The 25729-nt window shown below is 43.6% G+C and carries 30 protein-coding genes; 15 read left to right on the top strand and 15 right to left on the bottom strand.

The features are described from left to right. Window positions 1–174 precede the first annotated feature (174 nt). Window positions 175–315, bottom strand: a complete 141-nt coding sequence (locus INP83_RS11840) for a TetR family transcriptional regulator (protein ID WP_219124200.1) — start codon at window positions 313–315, stop codon at window positions 175–177. 1401 nt (window positions 316–1716) lie between these two features. Here INP83_RS11840 and INP83_RS11835 point away from each other — a divergent pair. From INP83_RS11835 to INP83_RS11820, 4 genes are all read left to right on the top strand, one after another. Continuing rightward, window positions 1717–2301: an acyltransferase family protein gene (locus INP83_RS11835; RefSeq protein WP_219124198.1), complete on the top strand. Its 585-nt coding sequence runs from the start codon at window positions 1717–1719 to the stop codon at window positions 2299–2301. 141 nt (window positions 2302–2442) lie between these two features. Further along, on the top strand, window positions 2443–3849 hold the full coding sequence (locus INP83_RS11830; protein WP_219124196.1) for a S41 family peptidase: 1407 nt from the start codon (window positions 2443–2445) through the stop codon (window positions 3847–3849). Between the two features lie 599 nt (window positions 3850–4448). Next, window positions 4449–5519 (top strand): GAF domain-containing protein, encoded by a 1071-nt coding sequence (locus INP83_RS11825; RefSeq protein ID WP_219124194.1) that lies wholly within the window; start codon window positions 4449–4451, stop codon window positions 5517–5519. Between the two features lie 10 nt (window positions 5520–5529). Next, window positions 5530–6621 (top strand): GAF domain-containing protein, encoded by a 1092-nt coding sequence (locus INP83_RS11820; protein WP_219124192.1) that lies wholly within the window; start codon window positions 5530–5532, stop codon window positions 6619–6621. Between the two features lie 153 nt (window positions 6622–6774). On the opposite strand, the gene INP83_RS11815 is transcribed toward INP83_RS11820, so the two are convergent. The 7 genes from INP83_RS11815 to INP83_RS11790 all read right to left on the bottom strand — a co-directional run bounded on the left by INP83_RS11815 (window position 6775) and on the right by INP83_RS11790 (window position 11643). Then, on the bottom strand, window positions 6775–7452 hold the full coding sequence (locus INP83_RS11815) for a hypothetical protein (protein WP_219124190.1): 678 nt from the start codon (window positions 7450–7452) through the stop codon (window positions 6775–6777). A gap of 50 nt (window positions 7453–7502) precedes the next feature. Further along, entirely contained in the window at window positions 7503–8069 is a 567-nt protein-coding gene (locus INP83_RS11810) for a Crp/Fnr family transcriptional regulator (RefSeq protein WP_219124188.1), read from the bottom strand. Then, a complete protein-coding gene (locus INP83_RS11805) occupies window positions 8066–8851 on the bottom strand; it encodes an HAD-IIA family hydrolase (protein ID WP_219124187.1) in 786 nt (261 codons plus the stop codon). Before INP83_RS11805 ends, INP83_RS11810 begins: the two co-directional genes overlap by 4 nt. 308 nt (window positions 8852–9159) lie before the next feature. Beyond that, window positions 9160–9282 carry a hypothetical protein gene (locus INP83_RS21190; RefSeq protein ID WP_255563135.1) on the bottom strand — a complete coding sequence of 41 codons (123 nt, stop codon included), beginning with the start codon at window positions 9280–9282 and terminating at the stop codon, window positions 9160–9162. A gap of 494 nt (window positions 9283–9776) precedes the next feature. Continuing rightward, on the bottom strand, window positions 9777–10313 hold the full coding sequence (idi, locus tag INP83_RS11800; RefSeq protein ID WP_219124185.1) for an isopentenyl-diphosphate Delta-isomerase: 537 nt from the start codon (window positions 10311–10313) through the stop codon (window positions 9777–9779). Then, window positions 10310–10810 carry a hypothetical protein gene (locus INP83_RS11795; protein ID WP_219124183.1) on the bottom strand — a complete coding sequence of 167 codons (501 nt, stop codon included), beginning with the start codon at window positions 10808–10810 and terminating at the stop codon, window positions 10310–10312. The genes idi and INP83_RS11795 overlap by 4 nt, the downstream gene beginning before the upstream one ends. Then, a complete protein-coding gene (locus INP83_RS11790) occupies window positions 10807–11643 on the bottom strand; it encodes a squalene/phytoene synthase family protein (protein WP_219124181.1) in 837 nt (278 codons plus the stop codon). Before INP83_RS11790 ends, INP83_RS11795 begins: the two co-directional genes overlap by 4 nt. Window positions 11644–11883: 240 nt before the next feature. Here INP83_RS11790 and INP83_RS11785 point away from each other — a divergent pair, with 240 nt between their 5' ends. The 5 genes from INP83_RS11785 to INP83_RS11765 all read left to right on the top strand — a co-directional run bounded on the left by INP83_RS11785 (window position 11884) and on the right by INP83_RS11765 (window position 15554). Continuing rightward, window positions 11884–12249 (top strand): VOC family protein, encoded by a 366-nt coding sequence (locus INP83_RS11785; protein WP_255563134.1) that lies wholly within the window; start codon window positions 11884–11886, stop codon window positions 12247–12249. 76 nt (window positions 12250–12325) lie between these two features. Then, window positions 12326–13222: a GNAT family N-acetyltransferase gene (locus INP83_RS11780; RefSeq protein ID WP_219124179.1), complete on the top strand. Its 897-nt coding sequence runs from the start codon at window positions 12326–12328 to the stop codon at window positions 13220–13222. 65 nt (window positions 13223–13287) lie between these two features. Further along, window positions 13288–14001, top strand: coding sequence for a hypothetical protein (locus tag INP83_RS11775; protein WP_219124177.1), 714 nt, complete (start codon window positions 13288–13290; stop codon window positions 13999–14001). Between the two features lie 53 nt (window positions 14002–14054). Continuing rightward, complete coding sequence (locus INP83_RS11770) at window positions 14055–14939, top strand: hypothetical protein (protein ID WP_219124175.1); 885 nt, start codon at window positions 14055–14057, stop codon at window positions 14937–14939. 60 nt (window positions 14940–14999) lie between these two features. Then, a complete protein-coding gene (locus INP83_RS11765) occupies window positions 15000–15554 on the top strand; it encodes a GrpB family protein (RefSeq protein ID WP_219124173.1) in 555 nt (184 codons plus the stop codon). Window positions 15555–15560: 6 nt separating this feature from the next. Here the strand turns inward: INP83_RS11765 and INP83_RS11760 are convergent, their stop codons facing one another. Beyond that, window positions 15561–16799: an FAD-dependent monooxygenase gene (locus INP83_RS11760; protein WP_219124172.1), complete on the bottom strand. Its 1239-nt coding sequence runs from the start codon at window positions 16797–16799 to the stop codon at window positions 15561–15563. 88 nt (window positions 16800–16887) lie between these two features. Between INP83_RS11760 and INP83_RS11755 the strand changes: the two genes are divergently transcribed. Then, window positions 16888–17463, top strand: coding sequence for a TetR/AcrR family transcriptional regulator (locus INP83_RS11755; RefSeq protein WP_219124170.1), 576 nt, complete (start codon window positions 16888–16890; stop codon window positions 17461–17463). A gap of 3 nt (window positions 17464–17466) precedes the next feature. Here the strand turns inward: INP83_RS11755 and INP83_RS11750 are convergent, their stop codons facing one another. The 4 genes from INP83_RS11750 to INP83_RS11735 form a co-directional block, all read right to left on the bottom strand. Next, on the bottom strand, window positions 17467–18060 hold the full coding sequence (locus INP83_RS11750; RefSeq protein ID WP_370630567.1) for a YdeI family protein: 594 nt from the start codon (window positions 18058–18060) through the stop codon (window positions 17467–17469). Next, window positions 18057–18521: an SRPBCC domain-containing protein gene (locus tag INP83_RS11745; protein ID WP_219124169.1), complete on the bottom strand. Its 465-nt coding sequence runs from the start codon at window positions 18519–18521 to the stop codon at window positions 18057–18059. Before INP83_RS11745 ends, INP83_RS11750 begins: the two co-directional genes overlap by 4 nt. Further along, the gene (locus INP83_RS11740) at window positions 18487–18843 is read right to left on the bottom strand and encodes a helix-turn-helix transcriptional regulator (protein ID WP_219124167.1); all 357 of its coding nucleotides are present in this window, start codon (window positions 18841–18843) and stop codon (window positions 18487–18489) included. The genes INP83_RS11745 and INP83_RS11740 overlap by 35 nt, the downstream gene beginning before the upstream one ends. A 163-nt stretch (window positions 18844–19006) precedes the next feature. Beyond that, window positions 19007–20014, bottom strand: a complete 1008-nt coding sequence (locus INP83_RS11735; RefSeq protein WP_219124165.1) for an AraC family transcriptional regulator — start codon at window positions 20012–20014, stop codon at window positions 19007–19009. 138 nt (window positions 20015–20152) lie between these two features. Here INP83_RS11735 and INP83_RS11730 point away from each other — a divergent pair, with 138 nt between their 5' ends. The 5 genes from INP83_RS11730 (at window position 20153) to INP83_RS11710 (ending at window position 24510) form a co-directional block, all read left to right on the top strand. Further along, on the top strand, window positions 20153–20974 hold the full coding sequence (locus INP83_RS11730) for an alpha/beta fold hydrolase (RefSeq protein WP_219124163.1): 822 nt from the start codon (window positions 20153–20155) through the stop codon (window positions 20972–20974). Between the two features lie 12 nt (window positions 20975–20986). Beyond that, complete coding sequence (locus INP83_RS11725) at window positions 20987–21412, top strand: nuclear transport factor 2 family protein (RefSeq protein ID WP_219124162.1); 426 nt, start codon at window positions 20987–20989, stop codon at window positions 21410–21412. Window positions 21413–21487: 75 nt separating this feature from the next. Beyond that, window positions 21488–22552: a GlxA family transcriptional regulator gene (locus INP83_RS11720; RefSeq protein ID WP_370630566.1), complete on the top strand. Its 1065-nt coding sequence runs from the start codon at window positions 21488–21490 to the stop codon at window positions 22550–22552. Between the two features lie 87 nt (window positions 22553–22639). Next, on the top strand, window positions 22640–23617 hold the full coding sequence (gene gap, locus INP83_RS11715; RefSeq protein WP_219124158.1) for a type I glyceraldehyde-3-phosphate dehydrogenase: 978 nt from the start codon (window positions 22640–22642) through the stop codon (window positions 23615–23617). 191 nt (window positions 23618–23808) lie between these two features. Continuing rightward, window positions 23809–24510 (top strand): MarR family winged helix-turn-helix transcriptional regulator, encoded by a 702-nt coding sequence (locus INP83_RS11710; RefSeq protein WP_219124156.1) that lies wholly within the window; start codon window positions 23809–23811, stop codon window positions 24508–24510. A 160-nt stretch (window positions 24511–24670) separates the two neighbouring features. On the opposite strand, the gene INP83_RS11705 is transcribed toward INP83_RS11710, so the two are convergent. Together INP83_RS11705 and INP83_RS11700 are read right to left on the bottom strand one after the other, a co-directional pair. Then, window positions 24671–24973 carry an ester cyclase gene (locus INP83_RS11705; protein WP_219124154.1) on the bottom strand — a complete coding sequence of 101 codons (303 nt, stop codon included), beginning with the start codon at window positions 24971–24973 and terminating at the stop codon, window positions 24671–24673. A gap of 74 nt (window positions 24974–25047) precedes the next feature. Next, window positions 25048–25608 carry a Crp/Fnr family transcriptional regulator gene (locus INP83_RS11700; RefSeq protein ID WP_219124152.1) on the bottom strand — a complete coding sequence of 187 codons (561 nt, stop codon included), beginning with the start codon at window positions 25606–25608 and terminating at the stop codon, window positions 25048–25050. Window positions 25609–25729 lie beyond the last annotated feature (121 nt).

Below are 25729 nucleotides of genomic sequence, written 5' to 3'. Positions count from 1 at the left end.
CAGGAAGACCTTTTGATTAGTATCATTTTCTTTGGCCATTTCCTAAGGTATTCCAGATCCTGGTTTAAGCAAATTCCGGGTAATTGATACATCCCTCATGTAAGAACAACAACAGATGGATCAGGTAGTTCAAATTTGAATGTTCATCCACTGGGTGCGCTGTTATCCATTCTGCTATATTCCTGGCCACGATATTTTCAATGGCAGCATTGTAAAGTACTCCTTGGTACTGAAATAATAGTGAATGGCCGCAATGTTAACGCCCGCAGCTTTAGCAATCTCGCGTACCATTGATTCTGCCATCGGATTTTCCATATTATTTCACCCCTAATGCATCCCACGACTTGCATCCGATCCATCAGTTTTCCAGTTGATTATTGACGAATTACTATCAAACAATGCCAAGTGTCCAATGATCTTCCGATCTTTAAAGCTGAATGTCCACAGCCGACAGCAAATATTTCCGTACCAAGAGGTTCAAAATGACAACGTGATTGATGCGTTACATTCGGAACTGACCATCATATCAGCGGATTGAATTGCATGTTGCCTCCGACAACAACTTAGGTAACTTATTTAAATTAAGATAAATTAAATATAAATGATTAACGGACGGACATGAAGACGCCAATATTATGTACACTGAAACGGAGCGCGACTTACTTCAGGTGCACAGGCCAAAAGAATCCAACGTTGAAAGATCAGCCTATATTTAAAATGGATATTGATAAGCGGAAAAGAAATTATACATCCGGACAAACGCTAAGGTAATGACTTATACGCTTTAGATAATCTTTAGTATTAATTCACTTTTATTCTTAGAAGCTATGGATTAACACACATTGCGCAATAGTATAAGTGTACCTTTGACACCATGAGGTTTTCCCCCAAATCGTTCTCTATATCCGTTTTTTTGTTTCTAATAACAGCTTCAAAGATATACGCTGACACAGGTTGTTTGGTCACTTTAAGTGTGCCGGAAAATCGAATATACTTCCAGCAATATCCCGGTTCGCAAAGTAATCCAGTTAGATTCTTTACCAGCACTTATTACAACGTAGCTTGTCCCGTGGGTGCCAATGCTTCCAATCAGCACCCGGGTAATATTTCGAACACTACTTCACCTGGCACTGTTTGCTGGGCTGAATTCAATGGTGGGCAAAACGGTACCGGGACAAATCCAAACAATGCAGGAAATTATAGACTTAATGGTTTCTTGGTTAACTACACAATGGTCGCCTGTCCACTTGACAACTATGCATTGGTGGCTCTATCTGCCTTGGCAGGAGTGGCTTGTTATTACATCAGGAAATCTTAGCCTGTATGTGAATGACAATTTGATTTTGCTTGCGACAAGACACGTTGTCACACAGAAATCTCCAAGTGATTTGTCTTACAGTTGAAACCTGTCTGGCCTTTATAGTCTTCACCGATAAAGCGCGTAGCGTACGGCGTCGTAATCGTCCCTATTTGAAAGCGGGGCTATATCTTCCTCAACACCTTTTTTTAAGTGCGTATTTTGCCAACTACACGAAAGCTGGATTCCCGGACTTTGAAATCTTAAACGTACAATCCGTAAATTCATAATCCGTTGGTCCATAACTCCTTCAAATATTAATATCTACTTCAACCATTGCTCAAAAGTTTATTACCGTTGGTCAAAATAAGTTCCTAGGTCAGTGTATTTGTGGTTGCTTTAGACAAAATAAAGAAATTATGAAAACCACACAACGTCAAAGCTATCTGGACTGGTTAAGAATATTGTCAATTGCCGGAGTGCTTATACTTCATTCGGGCATGCCCTACGCCTCACACCTTTCATGGCATATCAAGGATCATCAAAGCAGTACACTTCTCTTTTTACTGAACGTGGGCATGCATCTGGTGCGCATGCCGCTGCTGTTTTTCATCAGCGGGACGGTGAGCTTTTATATGATGCAGCGTCGCAGCGCCTGGAACTTTATTGGCTTGCGTTTTACCCGGTTATTCATTCCGCTAGTGATAGGCATGCTCTTCATCGTGCCGCCGCAGATTTACATGGAAAGATTGAGTCAAGGATTTACCGCTAGTTTTTGGCAATTCTACCCCACAGTTTTTACAAGTGGTATGTACCCCAAAGGCAATATCAGCTGGCATCACCTTTGGTTTATCGCCTATCTGTTTATTTATGACATTGCTTTTGCACCGGTCTTTATGTGGCTTATCTCCGATAAAAGCGAACGCTTTAAACAAGTTGTCAGCAAACTGAGCGATGGCAAACTAGTATTTTTGCTTCGGGGTGGAGTATTGGTGAAAACGTAAAAGCAGTCAATGGCTCAATATTACAATTTCGTGGCGCTTTCATGTCACTTTTGATGATTTATTGCGTCCTGTAAAAAACGCTACCTTTTTTATCGCGCGAACTTCACATATTTAACCATGAGGCGATTATATCATGTCTTTTTGCTCCTATGTTTCTCCGTGCTTTCTGCCAAAAGCCAAAGTGTACTGACCCGTCAACAGATGTACGAAGATTTTGATACGCTGACCAGTAGGGTTAAGGCTATTTCGCCACATATTGCAATCAAAAAAGCCCTTTGGAAATATGACGCTATAAAGGAAATGGGCATTATTCGTACCAAGATCGATACAGCTCAAAGCACAGCATCGTTTGAGCTTATTGTGAGCGAGGCGCTCAACGCTTGTCAGGATTACCATACGAGCCTGATGGACCGTCCGGCAGCTCTCCAGGGGCCATATGCTAAGTTTCACTTTTACCTGCCTCTGGCTTATGTAAATGGTAAGTATCTACTCACCAGAAGCATCACGGCTAACAGGCGGACCATCCCCGCCGGGGCATGGGTGAAAGAGGTCAACAGCCAAAAGCCGGATGCTTTTGTCGCTAGCTTAACCGGTGAGCTGGTGATGCGCTATGACCTGAAACGCAAAAAATTCTATGCAGAGAACTTTTGGGAGAACCAGCGGACTGTGCAGGATGGCTATATTGATATCACCTTCGAAGATTCGGCCAAAGAAATCGTCCCGGTACACTTTGACACTGAAAAGAGGCTGACATTTGCCCGCCCCAACCGGGATACAATCCGTAACCAGGTAGATTACTGGTCAGAAGTTAAAGTGTTATACATTAAGCTATTCCGTATGGATAACGCTTTAATCCCCAAATTTCAAAGTAAGATCGCAGCTTACCGGGATGGGAAAAGACCTATAGATAAGGTAATTATAGACTTAAGGGATAACGGTGGCGGCAATGACGTCGTCTGGCAAACAGTCTTTCAAGCACTATTGGAAAAGCCTATTGGCTATCCTCTTACTTTGGACGGCCCAAATCCAAGTAACTTGCCAGCTGATTATTTAAAAGACCGGGAGATTCAAAAAGACAGTATGGTTAGCGAACGAAGAGCCTTCCTCAGTAAGTTTGACTTCTATCAATATACCCAGCACAGTTCGATTTTGGTTCCCACCGATTCTTCTATCCGGTTTAAAGGGAAAATCGTCATGATCGGTAACGAGAACATCTATTCGGCTGGTGCCAGCGCTTTAGCGATTTCGCATGTGACTACCGGGGATCGGTTCTACTCCGTAGGACGCCCAACCGGAAGGTTTTTGGGCGTGGGCTATTCTCCTGTCGTCCTTAAATTGCCGCACTCCGCCATACCCTACCGCATTGAACCTGTAGTAGATGCCACCCAAGCTACCGGCTTAGCCGATCTGATGCATGACAGGTTCGAGTTTAATGTACCCTACACAATGGAGGAAATTACCCGTAGAGACGCTTTTGATGGCAATACACTTGGAACCAATTACTTGATACATTTTGACCCACTTACCAAGAAGGCGCTGGATTTGTAGCTTGCATGGTATCAGACCTAAGCGTAATTGATAATTTTTAGCAAATTCATTGGGCAGTGGACACATAACTAATTATCAAATTATTAAAAAAATTTGCAAAACCCTTAGAATACTCGGCGATCAAAGATCCCGAAACTAGGTGCCTTTCCACCATCTCGCACAAAAAAGCCATGACGTGTTGATCGGTCTCTTTTGTGGTGCCGACTGCCGACCGTTTTGTCGCTCATGTCGCTCGCTTCCATACCATGCATTGATCACCGGGTTCTGCTACAGGGTAATCTGATGGCACCATCCTTTTGGCCTACATCAATCGGATCATTGGCAGTGTTCGCTTGTGCTTGATCTGCTCGTATTACCTCTTAAGGAGACTTGCGTACGTCACCCGTAGAGCTGAAGTCAATGCAACAATGATCACAGCGCAATAAGTCGCTTGCCAATTCAACGCTCCATGTTAGCAGAAATAATTTCGCAAACTAAATCTGATTTGCGGAAAATTCAGTATATTAACTCTGCGAGTGTATCGATCGAAGCAATAAGTTTTTCTTAAGGCATTAAATTGGCTCTGCCCTCTTTTGATAAGACACATCCAAAACAATCATATGCCACTAAAAGAATTGGAGCGCTTAAAATCTGATAACCGTTTTCTAAAACTGGAGATCAGTAAGGATTCGGAGCTCAATCATATCGTTAAAAACGCTGCCGAGATATGCGATAGCCAGATCGCAATGATTACCATCATGACGAATGAACTGCAGGATGTGAGATACCGTTTTGGTACAGATCTTACTTTCCTGTATGATGATTGCTCATTCTGCAAAGAAGCTATGCGGCAGGACGATCTATATATGGTTGGAGACGCCAGCATTCATCCTTACTTTTTATCGAATCCTATTGTGACTCAAGCGCCGAAGATTAAGTTTTATGCAGGCGTCGCGCTCACCACCAGTGACGGAGAAAAAATTGGAACCCTTTGTGTATACGACCGGCAAGCAAAAGAACTTCATTCGATACAGAAAAGGATGTTGAAGGGTCTAGCAAAACAGATCATTCATTTACTGGAGTTTGATGCGAGTGTGCAATTGCTGAAGAAGGAAGTTGTCCGTTCAAAAAATATGGGAATCACCCTGCGATCATTTTTTGACGCTTCCAGTTCTTGCCATTTGTTGCTTGATCGGGAGATGCGTATCGTTGCCTTCAACAAGGCACTAAATGAGATCACCTTTGCCGCGCAGGGTAAGCATTTAAAAGAGGGTGATCTGATCTTGGACCTGGTCCACGTGGACTTCAGAGAGGCATACAAACGCTCCTTTCATCGTGCTTTAACAGGCGAGACGATTCACCTTGAAAAAGCACTGACTTACAGTCTGGGGCGCATTTGTTGGTATATGACCTTTGAACCGGCCTACGACTTTGAAGGTACAATCACTGGCGTATCATTCAATGCCGTAAACATCACGGGTCGTGTGGAACAGGAAGAACTCGTCCGTAAGCAGCAAGCTGCCCTTCACAACATAAGGAAGATAGAGCTTAGTGAGTTAACGATTCCCGGAGCAGCGGTAGTCCATTTATTGGATGTAGCGAAGGCGGATCCCATATTTTCAACATTGGAAGAAGCAGAAATGCTCATCGCTGCTGTAAAAGAACTCAAAGAAAAAATATTGGTTTCTTGATCAAATCGATATGCCACAAACAGAACTGGCGCGTTTACACGCCGTCAACCGCTTTCTTAAATTGAAGATTACTAAAGAGGATGAGCTTCAGGAGATTGTTTCCATGGCAGCTGATATTTGTGGTACACCCAGTGCATTGATCTCTCTGATCGGTCAAGACACACAGCACATCCCTGTTAAGCAGTCGTTCAACTTCCGGAGTACACCACGCAGCCAGGCGTTCTGTAATCACGTGATTGAACAGGACGGCGTGATGGTGGTGCCGGATGCCGTTATCGATGCTCGATTTACCGATAATCCTTTGGTCACCGGCAATCCGCATATACGCTTTTACGCCGGCACGCCATTGACGACCAGTGATGGGCTGAATCTGGGCAGCCTTTGCGTAATCGGTCAGGTACCAGCACAACTGGATGCTCAACAACAGCGGATGCTGCAAATGTTGGCGGAACAAGTCATTCAATTACTGGAGTTTGATGCCAGTCTTGAGCTGCTTCAGGAGCAATTTCTGATTGCCAAACAAGAGGAGCGCATCATGAGCTCATTTTTCGATAGTTGTTCCTGCGCACATTTACTGCTTGACCGTGAACTGAACGTGATTGCCTTTAGTAAAACAATGAAGGATTTCATCTCCTTACACCACCGGGAAGAAATCAGTGAAGGCTACGATATCATGAAACTGATCGATCCGGCTGATCGTAAAGCGGTAACCAAGGCCTGCGCTGAGGCTTTGCTTGGACATCATACGCATATGGACCGCCATCTGGAATTTGCTGACAGGTCTTACTGGTGGGAAGTATACATACAACCTGCGTTTGATAGGGAAGGAAAAATCATTGGTGTTTCCTACAATGGTCATGACATTTCAGCACGTATGAAACAGCAGCAAGACGCAGCAATTCAACAGAAGACGTTACAGGAAATCGCATTTGTGCAGTCCCATGAGTTGCGGAGGCCTGTGGCTAGCATTCAGGGTTTGTTGAACCTGATCGACATGGATAGTACGGAAAGTTATTTTGCTCCCTTAACCGACATGAAGAAGAATATCGATGTACTCGATGCTAAGATCAGGCAGATCGTAGGTTTCACGCAATTGAGATAACCAGCTTAATTTTTCTAATTCGTCTGGTATCCATAATTCATGTCAAGCGGTATCCCGCTCTTGTGCATGCTTATTACCAAGTATATACAACAGTCAACTAAACTGCCGGTGCGCTATTTAAAGCTGAGCATCCTCAAATAATCCGGCGTTATGTCATACAACAATCCCATTATCACTTTTACTTTTTTTCAGCGCTTCCCTGATCAAACAGCAGATCGCATAAATACCAGGTATCATCGGCAGGATGGCGGTATACATCCCGGCAAAATAATACTTACCTGTCGTCTTATAGTAATAGTTTGGCATTGCATTGATCTGGATACCCGCGATCGTGCGCGTGATCGAGTGGATATTGTCCGGCTCGAAATGAGGACTAATGAGCGGAAAAATAAAGTGCGTAAACTCTGCGACACCTGGGCCGATAAAGATGAAACAGGCAACGAATCCCGAGAGTGGGAGCTTTTTATACAAGCCCAAGGTGGTCAGCGTATAGATGGTAGGTCCAACCAAAGCAAAGACCATCAAAAAGCTTCTTTCACTCCACGGAATATTGAACAACCGGCTCATGGCTGGTCCGAAGCCGCTCAGGTATTCTTCAATGATATGAATTTGCAAACCGGCGACCGTGAAAACGAATAGCGGCAGAATGACCGCTGGTTCTACCGGACGTTTTAAATAGGTAAAATACCATAGGAACAATGCGAGGATCGCAGAACCGCCGACAACGATCACCGGTGGCAAGCCGATTTTGATATAGCCGATAATCGATAATACTACGCAACAGAGTGCTGCGATGACCAGACTGAAAGGTTGAACTTTTGATATTTGCATAGGCAAATCTGTAAATAACCCTCCGGGTATTATTTATCATATGATAAAAACTACCGGATGGCCCTGATCCGACTTAGCGACACCTGCGTGATCCCGAGGTATGCCGCCAGGTCTGCCAGGCTGATCCGCTTTAAAAGTCGCCCCTGCTCGTTAAGGAAACGATCGTAACGTTGCTTAGCATCGTCTTCCAGCATTTCACTGATCCGTTTCATCATGTTGATCGATGCGGCTGATACAAGGGAACGAAAAAATCTCTCCATGCTATGATGCCTGCCACACAACTCGTCCATAGCTGCCTTGCTAATATAACTGATGGTCGTTGGCTCCAGTGCGATTATATCATAAGTTGACGGCGTTTGCTGGAGGTAGCTATCCAGCACAGTAAATATAGCATGCTCGGTAAAGAACCGCATAATGAATGCTTTGTCCCCGTTATCGAAACACGTTTTGGTCAATCCGTCCTCAATGAAGTAAACATATCTACACACCCGGCCCGAAGCTAACAAATGGTCGCCTTTATCATAATGTACCGTCCGGATATTTGCGCTAAACGCCTCCCTGGCCATGTCATCCAGCGGTGACAGCATATCAGCAAATTCAGGTAACCGGCTTATCATATTGTCCACCATTTCAAAGGAAACTCGATCTGATCAGCACTTTCTACCACCAGATTTGGCTTATAGGCATAGCGATCGACCTGTTCCCGGTCCGCAATGCCCGACAGGACAAGAATGGTTTTAAATCCCATGTAGAGTCCGCCGATGATATCTGTTTCCATGGTATCACCGATCACGGTCGTTTGTTCCGGACGCAGGCCCATGTAGGCAGCAGCAGATCGCATCATGACAGGGCTGGGTTTACCGATGACAAAGGCCTCGCGACCGCAGCCTTCCTCGATCATGGCAGCAGTAGCGGCAATACCGAGGTTATTCCAGCCGGCCTTTCTCGGAGAAGGGTCCCTGTTGGTCGCAATGAAGCGAGCGCCGTTCAGGATCATGTCAACAGCTGTTCGCACCATCTTCAGATCGAATTCAACGCCTTCGCCGAGGATCACAAAATCCGGATCCTGATCTACCAGTTGAATACCGTGATTCTCCAGGCTTTTCAACAATCCGCCTTCTCCCAAAACATAGGCTTTGCAGTTTGGAAACTCTTCTTTTAGGAAAGTGGCCGTCGCCATCGCGCTGGTATAAATATGATCTTCGGTCACACCGGTGATCCCTAATTTCTGCAGTTTTTCAACTGCGTCCCTGCGGCTGCGCGAACTATTATTAGATAGAAAGGTAAAATTGATCTTCTCTTGAAGCAGACGCTGTACGAAGATGTCACCGCCCTTAATCAGTTCCTCACCGGCGTAAATCACGCCGTCCATATCGATCATTAGTCCGTGTTTTTCCATGCTAATCATGCACTTTATGCTTTTTGAATCTTTTTTATTATTTTACTATACTCGTCCGAAACGTTCGTTAACGTCTTGATCATGGTGGTCGCGATCCCGGGTATTATTATGGTTCATTACCCATCATCACTAATGGTAATTGATCACTCGTCATACACCCTCCTTGCTATTTCAGCGCTATTTTGTGAGCTGATGATTAGGCGTAATGATATATTCATTTTCGTAGCAAGAAAGGTCGCGTTATTGCTCAAAAAAGAGACGTATGAAACTGAATATCTTAACAAACTTAAGTACCCTTATCTTCAGGTTCATTTTTGTTTCCAACCCCTAAAGCCTGTATCGTCCATTCCGTCCCTTCTGATGATGATCATCATGTTTCCTTCACAATCAGGAAATCGACCTTCGATCAATTCCTTGATCTCTGTTTTCAAAGCTTACAATTTCACTTACATTTTTGGATTCGACGGTTATGACCGGTTGTCCCATCAAAGAGCACAGCTGATCTGCATGACCCCACTGTTCTTTCAAAATGGCTATTACCTTAGCTGCGAACGCTTCCATCAAGATTTAACGGTTTTACAACGTACATGTTTGAAAATCATACCTAATTTATCGATCCGATGATCATCAATTTTTTCATCAGATATCTTTTTATTGAAAGACGGCGAAGCCACAGCAACCGCACACATGAACACCTTATTTCCGGGTATCTTCTCTGCATGCTATGTGTAACTATTCGGCCCATCTACTGATGAGCGCAAAAGCAGATCTTATAAAAGGGAAATTGAAGCATGTGATAAGATTATTTTTAATTAAAGCAGAACAGGAAAACATTGAAGGCATAGCAACGAAAAGATCATCTTACGCGGATTAACACCCTTGTTGCCTGAAAGCAAGTGATGGGTAACAGTGCAATTCCACATGCTTAGGTGATATCTTTCCAGAATCCTTTCGTTACGATTTCGTTAACATGCACGAAACAGATAATTAGCCAGGGTGTATAAGTTGCAGGATGATTGTTAAGCGCCAAAGCAAGTTCACCAGGATCTACATATTTATAATCGGCAACTTCCATAGGATCCGGAACAGGCATCTGATCACTGTGTCCAATAAAAACATGATCGTATTCATACTCTATGAGGCCGTTCAAAAATTCATGGCGGTAAGTGAATTGGAAATGTTCCTTCAAATCGCATCGCATCCCCATTTCCTCCATCAGGCGGCGATGTGCTGCATCTGCTGTTCCTTCGTAGGGCCGGGGGTGGCTGCAACACGTATTTGTCCACAGTCCGCCGGAGTGATATTTTTCAAATGCCCTTTGCTGTAAGAGCAGCTGCCCTTTGCTATTAAATATAAATATGGAAAAAGCACGATGCAGGACTCCTTCGCGATGTGCCGCCAGTTTCTCCATCGTTCCTGTCATACGACCGGTGTTATCGACCAGAATCACACTTTCTTTCAACGTATACTTTGCTTTTGCTCCCCGGTCTTTGCTCCTGAGAGTGATGGATAACTTAGGATCAATCTTTTAAGTTCATTGTCAGGACAATCGCCGAGGTGTTTTTGAATAAACAACTTATCTTTGTTGAGATCTGAGTGATAACCCAGGAACCCCGGAAGATTACGCTGTATCAAATAACGGATCAAACGTATTTCCAGGTCGGTAGAGTCGCGTTCGAACGCGTGTTCGATCAGCGCCTTTCCAGACTTAAACCGCTCATATTTAACGAATGGATTGAAGGCATATTTAGCCTGAATTATCACGCTCGCCCCTTTATAGCAATATAGTACGGGAGCATCTCCGGAATTTACAGATGACATTAAAGCAGCGAACCGAGCCGCCTGTTCTTTGTCAGCCGTAGATGCAAAAGCAAGCTTTCTGATCGCAGGCAGATCATTTACCTGAAACGGCAAATAATAACCATGGATCATGACAAGAAGACCGAGCAATAGCTTCATAATACATTAAGTCGATATTTTACGAGTGCGTCCAGCATCAACCAGATTTTCTCCAGGTCAGATACCCGGATCCTCTCGGCCATGACCTGTTTCGCAGGGACTTTTGAGATTTTTTGGAACAGCTGACGATAATAAACATAGGCGAGGTAAACCCCTTTTCGCGAAGAATCCGGGAGGCTTTTGATCCCCTCGAGTGCTTCAATAAATTCTTGTTCGATCTCCTTCTCGATCACGGCCTTGCTTTCATTGGAAAACTCGTTAAGATCCACACCCGGGAAGTAATTACGGCTTAGGTCCTGATGGTCTGCTTTGGCATCACGCAGAAAATTCACCTTTTGAAAGGCTGACCCAAGTTTCATAGCAGGAGAACGCAAGCGTTCAAAATCTTGCCGGTCGCCGTTGGTAAAGATATGAAGACACATCAATCCAACCGCCTGCGCCGAGCCCATGATATACTTTTCGTATTTTTCAATGTTGTAGACCTGTTCAGAGAGGTCCATCTCCATACTTTTCAGGAATTGTACGATCAGATCATGGTCGATGTGGTAGTGATTAACTACGTGTTGAAACGAATTCAAAACAGGATTAAGGCTTATCCCTCTTTCTATTGCCAAAAAACAATCTATTTTAAAATCGTTGAATAATTCAGCTTTAGGGTAATCATGGAAAGTGTCGACGATCTCATCAGCAAGTCTAACAAAACCGTACACTGCGTAAATATGCCCCCTAAGTTCTTTTTTGAGGAAATAGATGCCAAGCGAAAAACTTGTGCTGTATAACCTTGTGGTAGCCTGGCTGCAAATGGCAGATAACACGTCAAATCTTTCTTTCATTTTCCATCTATGTGATCACTATCTTGTTGATACCATCTTTAGGATTCATGTCGTTGATATAATTTGTACCAAACCTATATTTATACAAATATGTACTATTTTATTTTTATTACAAAATTGTACTTATTTTTAGGCGGTTTTCATATAAATAACTTCACTAATTAGGAGGGAGTAATGTCAAGGGAATTAATTAATGTACTAAACCGCCGAAAAAGATTGCAGGTATTTTAAAAACGAGATATGATGAAGAAAATGATGTTCAAACGCATTGTTGCTAATATCAAAGCGCCTTATCCGGCTGCCGCAGAGGTATTTTACCGCGAAATTTTAGGGTTGGATCTATTAATGGACCATGGATGGATCGCCACCTATGGCAGTGATGAAAAAATGGATATTCAGGTTAGCTTTGCCTCTCAGGGTGGTTCCAATACGGAAGTTCCTGATCTGTCCATCGAAGTAGGTGACGTTGATACCGCTTATCGCCTGATGCATGACGCCGGTTTCAAAATTGAATACGGACCGGCCGATGAACCCTGGGGTGTAAGACGGTTCTATGTCCGTGACCCGTTTGGAAAATTGATCAACATTCTGAGTCATCAGGTTTGATCACCTGTTATTTTTAATTTATAAACCGCGATCTTTAAAGCAATAAGAGGCGGTTGTCGAATTTAATACAAAAGTTATGATCAATGGCATTTCTCAAGTAAGCAGCGAAAGGCTTCACTTAACAGAATTACAGGTAAACGACTATAATTTCATCTTTGAACTAGTTGATTCGCCCGGCTGGTTAAATTTTATCGGTGACCGTAATGTCAAGTCAGCAACTGATGCCCTTGCGTACATTGAGAAGATCATCGCTAACCCTGATGTGCAATACTGGACGGTTAGATTAAAGGGTGATGGAACTCCGATCGGTATCATCACCTTGATCAAGCGGCAATACCTGGATCATTATGATATCGGCTTTGCTTTCCTGGAAGCTTACACGGGCAAAGGTTACGCTGCAGAAGCTACTCTGGCCGTGGTACATGAACTTCCTCACCGTTTGCTGTCAGAAAAGATCCTAGCAATTACCACTGAAGCAAATCTCCGGTCGATCAAATTACTGGAGGAGCTGAATTTTATCTTTGAAAAGACAATTGAGGTAGATAATAAAATTCTGCGACAATATGCGTTAAACGCTGACCAAATCCAGATCGATAAAATGACGCAAGCATTTTTTGCATTATTCACCAACATTGCAGAAGCCCCTCAATTTGACCGTATAAACGAACTTTGCCATCAGCAAGCGCAGATCGTTAAGAAAACGGTCGACGGCGCAGAGATCTATGATCTGAAGTCATTCATCGAGCCCAGGAAAAAAATCTTAACCGACGGCACACTCACCGGATTCAGCGAATGCGAGGTAAAAGCAGAAACCAGGATAACCGGCAACATCGCGCAGCGCTTTTCAAGATATGAAAAAAGCGGGAGGCTTCAAGGCAGCGAGTACAGGGGCAGCGGAAATAAAATGCTACAGTTTATGAAACAACAAGGGAAGTGGCAGATCATACAGGTGATCTGGGAAGATAACGCTTGATATCGCTTTACTCTTTTATTTACTGTCAATAAATTATCTATCTCATAAATTAAACAAAATGATGTATGCAAAATATAGCTGTTGACGAATTGGCCCGGCAGGCTAAGCTGCTAAAAAGGTATGGTAGCAGTGTGACCATTTTGCTGATCGCGCTGATTGGCGTATGCTTCTTTAAAGGAAACAAACCAAGTAAAGAGCTTACCGCTGAAAGGATCAATATTGTCGAAGCCGATGGCACGCTGCGTATGGTACTCAGTAACCGTGCCCGTCAGCATCCCGGGCGTATGGATAATAAAGACCTGCCGAAACGTGACCGGCCTGCCGGGCTTCTTTTCTTTAATGATGAGGGAGATGAATGTGGCGGACTGGGTTATAATGGCGATAAGAAAGAAGCGGCCATGTTCATGACGATGGATCAATATAAGAACGACCAGATCCTGACCATAAGTTATGATCAGGAGAACCATCTCGGCAAGCCGTCGAGAAGCTACGGATTTACGTTGAACGACCGTGATGAACTTCCGCTGTCCGGGCAGATCAGCTATTTTGATTCGTTGAAAAAATTAAAAGACACCAATGCTTACGTTCAGGGACTGAGACGTTACAAAGCAGAGGGTCACCTCGCACAAAGGATGTTCCTCGGGAAGAATAAAAATGGTGAGGTAGGCCTATTCCTGACCGACACAAAAGGTCGCCCAAGACTGCGCTTATTTATCAATGAAAAAAATGAACCGGTTTTTCAAGCACTGGATGAAAATGGGAATTTAATGAAAAAGTAAGGTCCCCGAAAAAATAAGATCCTACTGATATCTGACAGCTCAACTACTCAACCATGATAAAAGAATTTAATGTAACCAAAGATAGTTCGCCATACGGTATTGCTTTTGGAGGTGATGGTGCCTTTTGGTTCACGCAAAACAAAGGGAATAAGATCGGAAGAATAACAACTCTAGGAGCTATTTCTGAGTTTCCTGTGCTGACCGAAAACGCAGGGCTTTCGATCATTGTGAAAGGTGCTAATGCGTTGTGGTTTACGGAAACCATAGGCAATAAGCTCGGCAAAATCGATTACAATGGGAACATTGAAGAATATAGCCTGAAGCAAGAGAATTGTGGCATATTTGGTATTGCGCATAACCCGAAAGATGGTGCCATTTGGTTCACACAAATGAATGCCAACAAAATCGGAAGACTTGATTCCGAGCTTAAATACTCGGAATATACAATCCCAATTGACAATTCTTTTCCCAGCTTTATAGCGATCGATGATAATGAGAATTTATGGTTTACGCTGAACCAAGCCAATTCGATCGGAAAATTAGACAAGCAGGGAAAATTCAAACACCTTCCCATACCTACAGAAAAATCAGGGCCCGTTGGCATTTGCGTGGGCCCGGCAAATTCAATTTGGTTCGTAGAACTATTGGCAAATAAGGTCGGAAGAGTAAACGCAGACGACACCATTACGGAATATGAACTGGCTATACCCAATGCCAAACCTCATGCCATTGCCTATAGAACAGGGAATAAACTTTGGTTTACACAATGGGGTGCAAATAAGATCGCAAACATTGACCTAAACGGAAATATCGTTGAATTTGACCTGCCGACCGAAAATTCCGAACCCCATGGACTTGCCATCGGTGATGAAGATATCTTTGTAGCGCTCGAATGTGGAAAGGTAGGCGTTTTAAAAATTGGAGGCCATAATTCCTAAAGACCTAACGAAGGTCCGGTGTTTAGAGAGGATAATTTAACCAGCTCAACTATTGCGGTCATGAACAACGAATCAGCAAATTGGCCTAAGTGGGCAACAGAACCGGTCAACATCGAGCCTTATAGCAACGAATGGCCAGTCAGATATGAACGGATAGTAACTGAACTTAACGGGTTGCACCCATTCGCCCCGCATCATTTGATCCACGTTGGTAGTACTGCCGTTCCGGGGTTAGCTGCAAAGCCGATAATTGATCTGGCCTATCCTATACCTGATTTTTCAGCTATTGAGGATATCTTGTCGGTATTGGAAAAAAAAGATTGGCATTTGATCCCGCCGGAATTAGATGCGGAACGATATCATCGAAGAACCTTCGTTAAGGTTGTCGATGAGCATCGGTACGCACACCTTCACTTGCTATTATCTGGATCGGGAAAATACGACTTACTCAAAAGATTCAGGGATATTCTACGTGCCTATCCGGCATTGGTTGAAGAATATGCTGATCTGAAAGCTCAGTTAGCAGAAAAATATCAAAACGACAGGGAGTTGTATACAGCAGCTAAATCCAACTTCATCATGTCCGCTTTAGACAACTATTTTTCAGGACGGTAGGAAGTGTCAAATCTTCGAGTCATCTAGTTTTGGCAATGCTGATAGCTTATAGTCAGGAACAATGATCCCGTTAGCCGCAGCACTCACTTCTTCCAGCATCTTCTTAATGATCAGGTTGCTCATCGGCAGGTAAGGCATCAATTTGAGCATCATCAATTGTAATCGCAAACGCCAGTTGGATGAGGGTACCATCTGCTTAACATGCCTGCCTAATAACTGGTTCTTTTCAATGAACGGACGCATGGCCGTTTCATAGCATGGATAAGCTGTTTGATGATCTCCCTGCGCTTTAAAAAGTTCACCGGCCAACACGTAAGCACCCACGATAGCCATACTGCTTCCCTGCCCCGAAGCCAGGGAAGGCGCCCAGGCAGCATCACCCAATAACGCAACCCTGCCGGATGACCAAGCCTTCATGTGTACTTGTTGCACGGTATCTAAATAAAAGTCGGGTGCTCCCTCGAGTTGAGCAAGCACCTTGGGGACTTCCCAACCCATATCTGCGAAAGTTTGTTTGAGCCGATCTTTTTGCAAGGTCTGATTCCTGTAGTCATAATCAAATCCAGGCGAACGAAAGATAAACAGTGCTTTGGCATCGGCACTATTCCGGGTGCTGTAAAGGTTACATACACGGTCAGCCTTGGCGTAAAACAATTCGCTGCGATCAAGTTTCAGGAAATTTGGCACGCTGTAAATGGCAAAGAAGTAATCACCAAGGTTTCGCATAAAGGCTGATTCAGGTCCGAACGCCAATGACCGCACATGCGAATGTATCCCATCAGCGCCGATCACCAGGTCAAACAGTTGGGATTGGCTATTTTTAAACGTTACTGTTAGCTGGTCATCTTGCTCGTTGATCGTAGCTATTGAATCGTTGAACAGATAACGACACTTGGTGACCGTATCGTCATAGATGATTCTGGACAGATCCCCGCGCATCAGTTCCACATCATCATTTTGCCGTAAGCCTATCAGGTTTGCCGGTAAACGGGCTAAAATTTTTCCTTTGTCGTTAACAAAGGCTGCTCCGGTCATCCCGGCTTGTTCATCCTTGATGTTTTCATAAAGTCCCATCCGTTTAATGACCTTGACCGCCGCTCCGCGTAGATCGATCTTATAACCACCCGTCCGCAATTCTGGCGCACGCTCAACAATCGTGACATCAAAACCATAATAGCTTAGCCACCAGGCCAGTGTTGGCCCGGCAATACTTGCACCGGAGATCAATATTTTCTTACTCTTCATATGACAAAATCAAAAATTAAACACCGTTTAAAACAATGACTTAATTTTGTTAGATTTGTTACAATGATTGACGTAAAACATTGAACTAATGGCTAAAGCTTCCAAAGAAAAAATAATCCAAGTGACCAAGGATATGCTGATGCGTTTACCGATGGCAGACGTTACGGTACGCGAGATCGCTAAAGCAGCCGGCGTGAACATTGCCGCCATTCATTATTATTTCAGCACCAAGGAAATACTTTATAATGCTGCCATTGAAAAGATCATGACCAGGAATATTGATTACTGGTTAATGGCGCACCCGATGGATAAACTTTCAGGAATTAACCCCCTGATCGATCTGGTGGTGTTCTTACATGAGGGATGTATCAGGTATCCGGAATTTGCCAGGACCAGGGTCTGGAATACTCTGGGAAGCGACCAGGCCAATGATACTAATCAGAAGGTCTTTCTGACCATGCTTGAAACAGCTGAAAAGTTAAACCTGGAGAAAGACACGGATCGACTGAAACTCAAAGTGTCTTTATTGTACGCATCCCTGGCATCTATTTCAGCCTCATCAGCAGATCTTAACGCATTTAACGGGCTGCAATTAAACAACGAGGCCTCACTTCGTTCTTATGTTAAAGAGATCGTGGAGATCATTTTTCATAAGAACCGGTAATGGCTAATCGTCCAGGCCCTTATGGGCAAGGATCCTTGGGATAGATTTGTTGATCCGATCTATCCTTGTTTTTTCTTGTTTGGCTCCCGAAAAATACAACAGATAACCTCGCTGTCTGCCCGGCGTTAAACTATAGAATGCTTGTTTCAGCTCAGGGCTATCCGTTAAAACGGTTTCAAATTCCTCGGGCATTTCAAATTGTGACGTGGTTTTCTTAGGTACTTTCAAACCGGCTTTTTCAATTTTAAGGGCTTCTTTTAGGTAATCTATGATCACTGTCTCGATTTTAGTAACAGCTTCAAGGTCCCAAAAGCGCAGTTGCCTGGCCGACTGAACATTTGCGGTTTGCTGTACCAAAATCCCTTCCGGGTCGCTCATCAAAGCCCCCTTCATGAACAACAGCGCGCAATATTCCTTAAACCCGTGTATCAAAACAACGTTACCCCCTTGATGGGTATAGCACGGGCAACCCCATTTAAGTTCTTCCGTCAGGCCACAATGCAGCACCATATCCCTCAAAGCCTGGTAGCATTCCTGCCACTTCCCCGGCTTATCAAAAAACCATTCAACTTCAGGATTTCTCTTTGCCTCTATCATTTTGCTCCTTTAATAATTTCCTGTAACCTGTTATGTGCCCAATTGATGCCCTGTGCAAATGGCATTTGCATCAGCTGATCTCTGAAAGCAACAGACTTGAATACCATGTGCATGGTCAACTTACTGGTATGCTCCGTTAATTTTTCAAAATTCAAAAATTCCAGTTGCACAGGAAAAGGCGTATTTTCCATTTCGAATGTCCGTGTTATCTTTTGATCAGGGACAAACTCGTGGATGGTTCCATTGGCACGAAAGACCACTTGCCCGTTGCGTGATGTCTCAAATGCATAAGAGCCATGTCGCTTATTCTCCATCTTCAGCACCTTCGTTTCCATCCATTGCTCCAAGAGTTCCGGATCACTGTATGCTTTAAATAATAATGCTACCGGCAGATCGAATTCCCTCGTGATAACGATCTCCTGTTTGTCAGCTTCGGCTTTTACTATCGTTTTCTTTTCCATTGCTATTCGTTTTAAAATTTTTCATCACTGTTTCCAATTTGTTGAACCGAGCATCCCACATTTGCCGGAACGGCTCAATGAAGGCCGCGACCTCTTTCATTTTTTCGGCGTTGATATGATAATTGATCTCCCGGCCACTCTGCTTTTGCTGTAACAACTCACATTCCGTAAGGATCTGCAAATGCTTTGATACCGTAGGCCTTGCCGAATCAAATTGGGAGGCAATAGCGCCCGCTGTCATTGACTGTGAAGCCAGCATCAGCAGTATCGCCCTTCTCGTAGGGTCAGCAATGGCCTGGAATACATCCCGTCTTAAATTCATTTATGTAGCTATTTGGCTACAAATATAAATGAAGCCATTTAACTACGCAATAGTTTTTGCTAATGTTTTTCTCGAAATCCCTCTTAACTGCGGTGTTAGATATGTAGGATTAGTAGCAAAATAAGAAAATAAAAGGGACGCCAAAAATGAGTTTGGTCGTCGATCAATGCTCTTGATTTAACTGATAGGTCGCTGGCGGAAAGCCTGTCCATTTTTTAAAAGCCCTTGAGAAGGCGCTTGGGTCATTATAGCCTAGCATGTAAGCAATTTCTTTTAATGTATGTGATCCTTCCTTTAGATAGGAAATGGCAAGACGTTTTAGCACATTGTCGGTGATCTGCTGAAAATTGCTGTTTTCAACCCTGAGTTTGCGTTGCAGGGTCCTACTACTGATATTAAAGTTGGAAGAAAGTTGTTCGATAGAAGGTAATCCTAAATATGCATTGGAGAGCATATAGTTCGTTACCTTATTTTTAAAGGAAACCTCACTACTCATGCGATCTTTAACTGTAGCATTGCTTTGCAATAGCAGCTGTTGCAATTCGTAATTCGAAGTGATGATCGGCATATCCCAATCTTGGATCTCAAATGTTAGCCCGACATGATCACCGATAGACGGTTTGCACCGCAGGACCCGTTCGTATTCCGGCACATTAGATTTGTCCGCTGGATAAATGACACTTACTGGCCGTATCTTTTTTAAGGTCAACCCATCGAGCTCATGGATCGTAAATGCGGTCAGGAAATCGCGGATCTGCCCGCAAACCGGGTCATTATGATCATAACTTTCGGTGGGAAGAAGTTTGATAATGAAATGGATTTCATCTGAACACATCTCCATCCTGAATAGCGGTGTAATGGTGGATATCAAGTTTGCTGCGACTGTAATTGCTGCCCCTACATCACGAGACGTCTTGATCAATTCACCAACGATACCGAGCGCGGAGAGTTGCAAGGATTCACCAAAATGAAGACCAAAAAGCAGATCGTTGCTCAGCTTTACTGCATTCACCCAAAGATTTCTTATCTGCTCTTCACTGATCATCGTAGCGTCTTCGAGCATACCGGCTTTGTCGATCCCTGCCGATCGGCAAAGCCTATCGTCAGATAATTCGCGGTAAGCGAAGTAAGCTATCATACTTGCCGCGATCACGTTTAAGTTTTTATTCATGTCTATCTCTCTGACAAAGATAAAGGCTCCATCTGCTAAACATTAGGCTTGTCGCAAAATGGTAAGCAATTGTCGTTTATAAGCAATTTACCGATAGGCTTTTCAAATCACCTTTGTCAGACACGAAAAACAATCGATATGGCATTTATCAAAATTTCTGACGATGTCTGCTTACACTTCAAGGATTGGGGAAAAGGAAAACCGATCTTACTGGTACACGGCTGGTGTCTGGCTTCGGATTCATGGGAATACCTCATGAATGAATTATGCGACAATGGTTTCCGGTGTGTTGCTTATGATATACGCGGGTGCGGAAAATCTGACCAACCCTGGAGCGGATATGATCTCGATACGCTTGGAAATGACCTTGGCTCAGTAATTTCTAATTTAGGACTGGAGGATGTAGTACTCGTAGGTCATTCGATGGGTTGTGCGGTCATTGCTCATTATCTGGCTACGCATAAACCCAAGGACGTTGTGAAAGCCAGCCTGATCGCTACAACGACACCTTATCTGCGAAAGGATGGAACCAATCAAGAAGGAATGGATGAGGATCTACTTCACGCTGCTATTGACGCCATGAAAAAGGACAAACCGGCATTTGTCAAGAGCCTGGCTGAACAATTCTTTAATCTTACAAGTAAACACACGGATATCTCTGCCGAGATGATCGACTGGGCAGTCAACCTGACCACGTCGTCATCCCTTAAGACCGCGATCGAATTACAACAACTGCTTTTCTTCGCAGATCTGAGAACGACACTTTCCAGGATAACGATACCTGTATTATTGCAGCATGGCGAGGATGATCGCTCATCTCCGTTGGAACTTACCGCAATACCTTCCAGAGATCTGTTACCTAATTCGAGATTGAAAACATACCCGAACGAAGCACACGGCATACAGATCAGTGCCTGGCAGAAAGTGTGTTCAGATCTTATAGAATTTATTAACGAATAAATCGGCGTAATAATGGAATACAACACAGGAACAACAAGTACAAAAGAGGTCATTAAAGATTTTTACAACGCTTTAGCTTCTCGCAATACCAAAATGATCGCCGGTATATTCGCAACAAACATTGACTGGCTCATACCGGGCGACCAAGCCTTAGCACCCTGGCTGGGATATCGATCAACTCCAGAAGAGGTAAAAGATTTTTTTGATATGTTACTTGACAACATCGAATCGAAAGCCTTTGAAATTGAACACCTAATTACGGACGGGGATTTTGGTGTTGTTACAGGAAAGTTCGTATCCACAATGCTTGCGACCGGCAAAGACTATAGCTCACCATTCTCAGCACATTTCCGGATCGAAGATGGACTGATCGTCTACTATCGATTTTTAGAGGACAGCTATGCCTTGGTTAAAGCACTGACGCCCGATCAACAATGAGCTAAAGATCTGCATGGCTTAAATTGTATAAAACATGTCCTTTGAGCCAAACTTAACATAGCGTAAATTTGAGTTATGGATAAAGATGCTGCACATGAGGATAAAAGGTCGATCGTCATTGTTGCTATGTCCAGCGGTATGTTGCTCAATGTCACCGGGCCAACAGACGTGTTCACCAATGCTGATCAATACGTTGCCAATAGCGGGAACTCCGGAGGTTATGATGTAAAGGTAGTATCCCCCCTGGCAAGCAAACAATTGAAAAGTACAGCCGGAATGACCATCAGCTTTGAGCTTTTTGTGGGGGAGATTGAAGGATACATCGACACGCTCATCATTGCTGGAAACGATTCGAGAGAAGCCAGTCAGCCGGGTCTGGAACCTTTGTATCAATGGCTAACAACCAGGAATGAACATAATACACGCCGGATTGCCTCCATTTGCGGTGGAGCATTTGTGCTGGCGAAGGCAGGCATGTTAAGCGGCAGAAAGGCCACTACGCACTGGCAGGCCAGCGAGCGGTTGATGAGGGCCTATCCGGATGTAAAAGTTAATGCTAACCCATTTTTTACCAAAGACGGTCATATTTATACTTCAGCAGGTGTTTCATCAGGAATTGACCTTTCTTTAGCCCTGGTAGAAGAGGACCACAACCGGGATATTGCGATAAGTGTAGCTCGCAAATTAGTGTTTTATCTGAGCAGGCCGGGTTTCCAATCCCAGTTCGGCAGCCTGTTACCGCTCTTTGAGCGCGAACATATCGGGCAGAAAACACAGGACTGGATCGGTGACCATCTTTCAGAAAAACTCGATATTAACAAGGTTGCTGATCATTTGAATATGAGTACACGCAACTTCACACGGGTGTTTCACCGGGAGACTGGTATGCCACCTGCCAAATTCATAGAGAAGCTGCGGGTAGAAGCTGCAAGGAAATACCTGGAGGATTCAGATCTGGCCCTGGAAAGGATAGCTGAACTATGCGGTTTAGGCGGCCTGGTTTCTATGCGAAGGATATTTTTGAGGCACCTGAATACAACGCCCTCAGATTACCGTCGTGCATTCCGATCCTCTCTACGGGATATGGATGTAGAGGAATTGCTCTCGAACGCGGTCGAAGAGGCCGCTGATACAATTTAATTTAATGGGGCACTGAACGGAACGCCAAGTAAAATTCGGCGTCATGGAATAGCTATGCCCTTATTTTTTAATACAAACGTCAATAATATGAAAATCGCCATTAATGGATTTGGCAGGATCGGAAGGATGACCCTGCGCGCTTTACAGGATAAAACAGACATAGAAGTTATCGCCATCAATGACCTGACCGACATACAAACACTTGTGCACCTTTTGAAATACGATACCGCACATAGCCGCTTTCCGGGTGAGGTAACAATTGATCAGGATCATATCGTGGTAGATGGTAAACGCATCAAATTGCTGAGTGAAAAGGATCCCGAGAAATTACCATGGGGGCAACTGGAAATTGATGCGGTCATAGAATCCACCGGAAGGTTTACCGATAAAACATCAGCCGAAGCGCATCTCCGTGCAGGAGCCAAAAAAGTGTTGATCACCGCACCGGCAACCGGTGGTGTTAAGACCATTGTCCATGGAGTAAATAATGAATTGATAGGTGAAGACCAGATCTATTCTACCGCATCCTGTACAACGGGAAGTATTGCGCCTGTTTTGCACGTGCTGGATAAAGAATATGGTATTGAATCGGGATATATGGTCACCGTGCACGCCTTTACTGCCGATCAGAACTTACAGGATGCGCCGCACAGGGATTTGCGCCGTGCACGCGCTGCAGCTTATAACATCATCCCGACCACCACAGGTGCCGCAAAAGCCATTGGCGATGTACTGCCTAATTTGAAAGGTAAACTGGATGGCTATTCTTATCGGGTGCCGGTGATAGATGGTTCTATTGTAGACCTTTCCATTAACCTTACAAAAGAAGTGACCCCAGCAGAGATCAACGATGTGTTAAAACGTTATGCAGATTCGTCACTGAAAGGCATTATGCAATATACCGAAGAACCTTTTGTATCATCCGATATTTTAGGTAATTCGCATTCGTCTATTGTTGATGGCTCTATGACAAAAGCAATAGGCAAACTGGTAAAGGTTGTGGCGTGGTATGATAATGAAGTGGGTATATCCAACCGGATCTCAGAACTCATCAGTATGCTGTAGGGAACTGGTATAGCGGGCTTGGGGCGATCCAAGCCCTGTATTTAGAGGAAGTATCCATTTGTCGCTGTATGATCGGATCCAAGCAGTGAACGTAAGATGCAATGTATATATTGCGGGATTTGAGTGTAATTTTTTAGTTTAGATTTTCGATATGGTCTAAATAATTACACCTTTGATCTTTGCTTTGATACATGCACAGGAAACACTATAATTTGTTGGTTCAATTAATTCATCTCGTGGAGGAACTGGAAAACGAGCATGGGTTTGAAAAAGACCTGACGATGCAGGATTTCCAGGATTACCTAAATCGCAGCAAAGCAAAGGAGGTCGCTCTCGTTTCACAGCAAGACAACCCCAGCATCAAGCCTGAACAAAGGGAGTCTGATGTGATCAACCTGGACAAAAAAAAGAATGTCGAGAACAACATCAGCAGGTTATTATTGTTGCTCAACAGGCATGCCCGCAATTATTCAAAAAAAGCTTTTGAAAATACACCTTTACAGACCCTCGAAGAGCTTTCTTACCTGGCTATGCTCTACAACATTACCAGCATTACCAAAAGCGAACTCATCAATCAGAATTTCCAAGAGAAAACTTCAGGGACTGAGGTTATCCGGAGGTTACTGGCTAATGAGCTGGCAGTACAATTCAATGATGGATTAGATAAAAGAAGCAAGCGACTGAAGATAACGGAGAACGGAAAGAGGCTTTTAGAATCAATGTTCAAAAAATTGGGATTGGTGTCTGAATTGTTGGTACATAACTTGGCTACCGACGAAAGAGATATGCTTTTGGCCATCTTACAAAAACTGGACATCTTCCATAGAAGCGAATATGCGGAGATCAGGAATATGGACATTCAACAGTTGCAGGCTTTTCTTCAGCCTAAATAATGTATAATTACTCGAAACGGAAGATTTGGATCGATTTTTCATTCCTGGGTCTTACAGCCGGTTTCAGAATCTTTGAGCTGATTTTCAATAGAATTCCCATCAAGTAACGCCCAGTGTTCAATGATCTTACCTTCTTTAATTCGGAAATATCGATAACCGACTACGGATATTGTGCACCTTGGGGTTTAATATCTCGCCATACACCGATATGCTCAAGATCCATTCTGAATTTGATCATCGACCTATCTCCTTCGGTAACCTGTTCCTCGGTTACAGACCGGTGTCTAAAGGCTTTACCGGTAGCTAAAACCCAGGTTGTCAAACCTTCTGCATTGGGCAGCAAATGACCAGGCAGTGAATGATCAATAAAAGCATCATGAATATAGTCTGCTAATAAGTCAAAACGGTTTTCATTCCATATATCTTTTATAAAATGCTGTATCAATATGCTGTTGCTTTTCATATTATCAATAACTTCTAGAAAGCAAAGATCTATCATGCAACACCAAAATCATGCGGCATTTGTCACATAATTAATTACACATGGCCTCTTATACGGCTCAAGGTTTCCCTGGAAACACCGATGTAGGAGGCTATCTGGGTGAGCGTAGCTTTTTGAAATAAAAATGGCCGGTTTTTTAACAGGAATGAATACCGCTCTGCCGGCGTTTTTAGCTTGAACAGGTTAGCATGTTCTTCCTGATCATTCAATAATTGTTCCAGCACCCCTCTTCCAAAGCGTGCGATTTCATGCGATGCCTCGTAAAGGCCCATGAGCGTTTGCTTTTCGAAACTCAGCACAATGGATGGTTCGGTTACCTGAATTTCATACTCGGATGGTGTTCCATTTCGTAAACTGTTTAAATTGGTTACAAAATCACCTTTAATATAAAAGCCTGTGCTTACTTCTTTTGTATCGTTGAAACACACCGACCGGGCAAAACCCTGTTCTATAAACCATATATGCTTACAAACCTGACCAGGGCTTAACAAGAAAGAATTTTTTTCAATATGCCGTTCCCTTAAACAATCGAGCAGCTTTCGCTCACCATGCTCGGATAATAAATAGATTGACCTGATCTTTTGAACTAAATTCATGGAAAATGATGCAGTTGTTTTTGTCATGTCGCCGGGATCGGTTTTTTATTTATACGAAAATATGCACTGTATGTGTTTAACAGTTATAGTGGATGCATATCATTAACGCACAATAAAATTA

Origin of the sequence: Mucilaginibacter sp. 21P (assembly GCF_019331605.1) — a bacterium.
Classification (GTDB): Bacteria; Bacteroidota; Bacteroidia; order Sphingobacteriales; family Sphingobacteriaceae; genus Mucilaginibacter; species Mucilaginibacter achroorhodeus.
This window is presented reverse-complemented; position numbering and strand designations above follow the sequence as displayed.

Bases quoted from the DNA above. Each gene is read 5' to 3' on its own strand.
- INP83_RS11840 (WP_219124200.1), bottom strand. From the start codon at position 315: ATGGAAAATCCGATGGCAGAATCAATGGTACGCGAGATTGCTAAAGCT.
- INP83_RS11835 (WP_219124198.1), top strand. From the start codon at position 1,717: ATGAAAACCACACAACGTCAAAGCTATCTGGACTGGTTAAGAATATTG.
- INP83_RS11825 (WP_219124194.1), top strand. From the start codon at position 4,449: ATGCCACTAAAAGAATTGGAGCGCTTAAAATCTGATAACCGTTTTCTA.
- INP83_RS11820 (WP_219124192.1), top strand. From the start codon at position 5,530: ATGCCACAAACAGAACTGGCGCGTTTACACGCCGTCAACCGCTTTCTT.
- INP83_RS11815 (WP_219124190.1), bottom strand. From the start codon at position 7,452: ATGCAAATATCAAAAGTTCAACCTTTCAGTCTGGTCATCGCAGCACTC.
- INP83_RS11810 (WP_219124188.1), bottom strand. From the start codon at position 8,069: ATGATAAGCCGGTTACCTGAATTTGCTGATATGCTGTCACCGCTGGAT.
- INP83_RS11805 (WP_219124187.1), bottom strand. From the start codon at position 8,851: ATGGAAAAACACGGACTAATGATCGATATGGACGGCGTGATTTACGCC.
- INP83_RS11795 (WP_219124183.1), bottom strand. From the start codon at position 10,810: ATGAAGCTATTGCTCGGTCTTCTTGTCATGATCCATGGTTATTATTTG.
- INP83_RS11790 (WP_219124181.1), bottom strand. From the start codon at position 11,643: ATGAAAGAAAGATTTGACGTGTTATCTGCCATTTGCAGCCAGGCTACC.
- INP83_RS11785 (WP_255563134.1), top strand. From the start codon at position 11,884: ATGATGAAGAAAATGATGTTCAAACGCATTGTTGCTAATATCAAAGCG.
- INP83_RS11780 (WP_219124179.1), top strand. From the start codon at position 12,326: ATGATCAATGGCATTTCTCAAGTAAGCAGCGAAAGGCTTCACTTAACA.
- INP83_RS11775 (WP_219124177.1), top strand. From the start codon at position 13,288: ATGCAAAATATAGCTGTTGACGAATTGGCCCGGCAGGCTAAGCTGCTA.
- INP83_RS11770 (WP_219124175.1), top strand. From the start codon at position 14,055: ATGATAAAAGAATTTAATGTAACCAAAGATAGTTCGCCATACGGTATT.
- INP83_RS11765 (WP_219124173.1), top strand. From the start codon at position 15,000: ATGAACAACGAATCAGCAAATTGGCCTAAGTGGGCAACAGAACCGGTC.
- INP83_RS11760 (WP_219124172.1), bottom strand. From the start codon at position 16,799: ATGAAGAGTAAGAAAATATTGATCTCCGGTGCAAGTATTGCCGGGCCA.
- INP83_RS11755 (WP_219124170.1), top strand. From the start codon at position 16,888: ATGGCTAAAGCTTCCAAAGAAAAAATAATCCAAGTGACCAAGGATATG.
- INP83_RS11750 (WP_370630567.1), bottom strand. From the start codon at position 18,060: ATGATAGAGGCAAAGAGAAATCCTGAAGTTGAATGGTTTTTTGATAAG.
- INP83_RS11745 (WP_219124169.1), bottom strand. From the start codon at position 18,521: ATGGAAAAGAAAACGATAGTAAAAGCCGAAGCTGACAAACAGGAGATC.
- INP83_RS11740 (WP_219124167.1), bottom strand. From the start codon at position 18,843: ATGAATTTAAGACGGGATGTATTCCAGGCCATTGCTGACCCTACGAGA.
- INP83_RS11735 (WP_219124165.1), bottom strand. From the start codon at position 20,014: ATGAATAAAAACTTAAACGTGATCGCGGCAAGTATGATAGCTTACTTC.
- INP83_RS11730 (WP_219124163.1), top strand. From the start codon at position 20,153: ATGGCATTTATCAAAATTTCTGACGATGTCTGCTTACACTTCAAGGAT.
- INP83_RS11725 (WP_219124162.1), top strand. From the start codon at position 20,987: ATGGAATACAACACAGGAACAACAAGTACAAAAGAGGTCATTAAAGAT.
- INP83_RS11720 (WP_370630566.1), top strand. From the start codon at position 21,488: ATGGATAAAGATGCTGCACATGAGGATAAAAGGTCGATCGTCATTGTT.
- gap (WP_219124158.1), top strand. From the start codon at position 22,640: ATGAAAATCGCCATTAATGGATTTGGCAGGATCGGAAGGATGACCCTG.
- INP83_RS11710 (WP_219124156.1), top strand. From the start codon at position 23,809: ATGCACAGGAAACACTATAATTTGTTGGTTCAATTAATTCATCTCGTG.
- INP83_RS11705 (WP_219124154.1), bottom strand. From the start codon at position 24,973: ATGAAAAGCAACAGCATATTGATACAGCATTTTATAAAAGATATATGG.
- INP83_RS11700 (WP_219124152.1), bottom strand. From the start codon at position 25,608: ATGAATTTAGTTCAAAAGATCAGGTCAATCTATTTATTATCCGAGCAT.